This is a genomic window from Amycolatopsis rhizosphaerae, assembly GCF_007713715.1.
GTDB classification, from domain to species: Bacteria; Actinomycetota; Actinomycetes; order Mycobacteriales; family Pseudonocardiaceae; genus Amycolatopsis_E; species Amycolatopsis_E rhizosphaerae.
In genome coordinates this window covers 1-3865 of sequence record NZ_VJWX01000609.1, presented here as the reverse complement: position 1 = coordinate 3865, position 3865 = coordinate 1, and the positions used below count along the sequence as shown (strand labels likewise).

General features: G+C 72.2%; 3 protein-coding genes. 2 read left to right on the top strand and 1 reads right to left on the bottom strand.

Features of this window, described 5'->3' with window-relative positions:
• Positions 1 to 63 precede the first annotated feature (63 nt).
• Both FNH05_RS34110 and FNH05_RS34105 read left to right on the top strand, forming a co-directional pair.
• Positions 64 to 1209 (top strand): Hsp70 family protein, encoded by a 1146-nt coding sequence (locus FNH05_RS34110; RefSeq protein ID WP_144592973.1) that lies wholly within the window; start codon positions 64 to 66, stop codon positions 1207 to 1209.
• Positions 1206 to 3458, top strand: a complete 2253-nt coding sequence (locus FNH05_RS34105; protein ID WP_144592972.1) for a helix-turn-helix domain-containing protein — start codon at positions 1206 to 1208, stop codon at positions 3456 to 3458. The genes FNH05_RS34110 and FNH05_RS34105 overlap by 4 nt, the downstream gene beginning before the upstream one ends.
• Here the strand turns inward: FNH05_RS34105 and FNH05_RS34100 are convergent.
• The coding region (locus FNH05_RS34100; RefSeq protein ID WP_246128112.1) for a L,D-transpeptidase at positions 3443 to 3865 on the bottom strand (423 nt) is incomplete at its 5' end. The two genes, FNH05_RS34105 and FNH05_RS34100, sit on opposite strands and share 16 nt — an antisense overlap.

The following is a 3865-nucleotide window of genomic DNA, read 5'->3' as shown; positions in this document are numbered from 1 at the left end:
GGGGATGAGTCCCCAGGGGGTGCCTTTGGTACGAAGAGGCGAACCCTAGGAGGCGGCACCCGAATGCGTTACGTCCTTGGCATCGACATCGGCACCACCCGCATCAAGGCCGCGGTGTGCCGTCGGGCCGGGGAGTTCTGGGGTGAACCCGAGGTGGTGACCCGCTCCCTCGAATCCGTCCTGCACGTGGCGCACGACACGACGGTGCAGGTAGGAGCCGAGGCCCGGCGCCGTGCCGCGGTGGAACCCGAGCGCGCGGCCCGCGGCTTTCTGCGCCGGGTCGGCGACGACGTGCCGTTCCTGCTCGGCGACGAGTTGTATCGCGCCGAGTCGCTCACGGCCGTGGTCGCGGGCTGGGTGGCCGACCAGATCGCCGACGCCGAGGGCGGGGACGCCGAACGCATCGCCGTCACCCACCCCCCGGGCTGGGGCGCGTACCGGCGTCGATTGCTGCACGAAGCCCTGCAGGAAGCGGGCCTTCCGGGGGCGCTCCTCCTGCCCACACCGGTCGCCGCCGCGGAGAACCACCTGGTGCGGGAGCGCGTCGAGCCGGGATCGGTGCTCGCGGTCTGCCGTCTGGGCGGCGAATACGTCGACACCGCGGCGCTGCGGCGGGCTTCACGAGCCTTCGAGGTGGTCAGCCACCACGAGCAGAGCGCGCCAGCACTGGACGACGCACTCACCGAGCATGTGCTGTCCCGGTTCGGTGGCGAGCTCGGGGAGCTGAGATTCGCCTGCCACGAGGCCAGGGAAATGCTGTCGACCGAGACGGAAATCGACCTCGGCGGCCGGTTCACCCGGAGCGAGTTCGAGCGGCTGATCCGGCCACTGCTGATGCACACGCTGGCCCCGCTTCGCCGGTACGAGGGGCTGTCCTCGGTGCTACTGGTGGGTGGCAGCGCGCGGATTCCGCTGGTGGAAGCGCTTACGCGAAAACTGGTGGACTGTCGGGTGGTGGTCGATCCCGACCCGGCCACCGCCGCCTGCCGGGGAGCCGCCCTCACCGCGAGGCCGCCCGCGGAGGCGCCCCCGGAATCGACCATGCTGGTGCCCCGGGTGAGCGCCGAACCGGCCCCGATGCCGGACGAGGTCTACGATGCCGAACCCGTGCCGCCGAGACCACCGATCGAACTGACGCCGCTCGAACCACCCCGGCGCCGGTTCGCGCCGGGCCGTCGAAGCGGTTCCCGAGACGAGGACGACGAGTGATCCTGCTGGACGAGCCCACCGAACGCGTCTGCGCGGCCATCCTGTCCGGCGAGCTCCGTCCGGTCCGGCTCGCCGTCGTTGCGCCGGGCGGTTACGGCAAGACGGCGGTGCTCGAACATCTCGCCCCCGCTTCCGGAGTGCGGCTGGTCGACGACGCGCACCTGCTCGGCGAAGCCGACTTGGCCGAACTGGTGCGCTACCTCGACGACGAGCAGGCCGGGCTGGTCATCGCCGCCCGGCCCCATCCTCGGCCCGCCGCACTGAACCAGGTCCTCGGCCGGTTGCGCGGCCAGATCGTGCTGCGCCCGTTCGACCTCGCGCGGACCGAGGCCTACCTACGGGCGACCGGAAGCGGTCTGCCCGCCGAAGCCGTGTTGACGCAGACCGGCGGTGTCCCCGGGCTCGTGCGCGCCGTGGCCGATCTGGCCGCACTGTGCCACGAACTGGACCAGGCCGGCGCGGAGGTGTTGTGCTTCCTGCTCGCGGCCGAGGCCGGTGCGGGGCCGGATCTGGCCGGAGGGGCCGCCGAGGCCGCGCACGCGACCGGGCTCCTCGCCGCCGACGGCACCCTGCTGCCGATCGCCGCCCGGGCACTGCGGGAACTGATTCCGCGGGATCGGCAGATCGCCGTGCGACGCCGGTTGGTGGAGCAACAGCTCGAACGGGGCGGGCCTCTGCTGCGGCTGGTGCTTCCCCTGGCCGAGACCGGGCTCACCGGTGCGGTGATGGCGAAGGCGTTCGAGAGCGCGGCCGGGGAAGCGGGTGCGGACCCCGCGCTGGCGGCGAAGCTGCACGAAGCGGCGGTGCGGGCCGGACGTCCGGTCACCGCCCGCTGGGCGGAGGCGCTGGCCCGCGCCGGGGACTTCGACTCGTCGCTCCGACTCGCCGACCAGGTGCTGTCCACCGAGCACGCGCCGGATCGGGCCGAAGCCGCCCGCGTGGCCGGTGCGGTGCTCGCGTTGCGGGGCCAGCTCGCCCGCAGCGCGGAGCTGTTCCAGTGGTCCGGCTCCGGTAATTCGCGCTGCTTCGCCCTGATCGGACTGGTGGGCACCGGGCGGCTCGCCGAGGCCGGGCGGATCGCGGAAAAGTGCACTGTGGACGGTCCACCGACCTTGCTGTCGAGCGCCGTCTCGGCGACCGGACGAGGAATCCTCGAATCGGTGTCGGGGCAGCCCGCGGTGGCACTGTCCACTTTGGTCCATGCGGCGGAAACGCTGGCCCCGGTGTCGTCCGGGGTGCTACTGCCGGACAGCCCGGCCGCTCTCGGCGCACTGGTCGCGTTGCACAGCGGAGAGGCGGCAATAGCCGAACCACTGCTGGACCGCGCGATCGAGGCGGGTTCGCTCGCCGCGCGGCACCGGCTGCTGCTCGCCTGGATCGCGATGCTGCGGGGCGACGAAGAAACCGCGGAAGCGCGGCTACGGGAGGCGGGAGACGATCTCTCGCCGCGGGATTGGCTGTTCTCGGTCGGGCTCCGGGTGGGACTGGCCAGGCGCGCGAGCGACCTCGCCGCCCTGCGCCGGATCTGGACCCAGGCCAGGGAGGTGGTCGTCCGGCATCCGGTCGACCTGTTCACGTTCCTGCCGTTCGGCGAGTTCGAGGTGGCCGCGGCCAGACTCGGTGAACGCGACCGGCTCGCTCCGCACCTGCGTCAGGCCCGGCAGTTGCTGGCCGCACTCGGCGACCCGCCGCTGTGGGCCAGCGCCCTGCACTGGAGCGGGTTGCACGCGGCCATCCTCGACGAGCAACCCGCCGAAGCCGCCGAGCACGCCGGAGCGCTCACCGCGGCGGCCGGGACCGGGCCGTACTTCGCTGCGCTGGCCAAGGCCGCCGAGTGCTGGCTGAAGGTGCTCGGCGGGGATGTCGACCCGGAGGCCGTGGAGTCGGCGGCCCGAGGACTCCACGCGGTCGGCCTGTGCTGGGACGGCGCCCGGCTCGCCGGTCAGGCGGCGATCAGGACGTCCGATCGCAAGGCCATGGTCGTGTTGCTCGACTGCGCCCGCGTGCTGCAGGGGCGAGAGCCTTCGACCGCGCCCGGCCCGGTGCGGCTCAGCGACCGGGAGCGGCAGGTCGCCGAGCTCGTGCTGGCAGGTCTGACCTACAAGCAGATCGGCGATCGGCTGTTCATTTCCGCGAAGACGGTCGAACACCACATGGCGCGGATGCGCCAGCGGCTCGGCGCGACGAGTCGCGGCGAGTTACTCGCCGAGCTGCGCGCCGAGCTGCGGCCCGCTCACGGAACGACCTGAACCGGATCGCCGACGGAAAGGGTGTTGAAGAACTTCAGCGAAGCGGCGCTGGACAGGTGAACGCAACCGTGCGACGGCGTGGACAGGCTGCCGGTGTGGAAGGCGTCGCCGGGGACGAAGAAGACCGAGTTCGGCATCGGAGCGTTGTTGAACTCCGTGCTGTAGTGCATCTTCTCCTTGGAGATCACTTGGAACTTCCCGGTCGGCGTCGGGTAGCCCGGGCGCCCGGTGGTGACGGGCACCGGCCCGTACACCACCTTGCCGCCGGCCAGCAGCCAGGCCTTCTTCGCCGAGATGTCCACGCAGGCGCCCTCGGTGATCGTGCACGGGACACTCGGGTCGGTGGCCGGGGCGGCCGTGGTGGTCTTGGGTGCGGACGTCGGCTTCTTGGTCGTGGTGGTGGACGG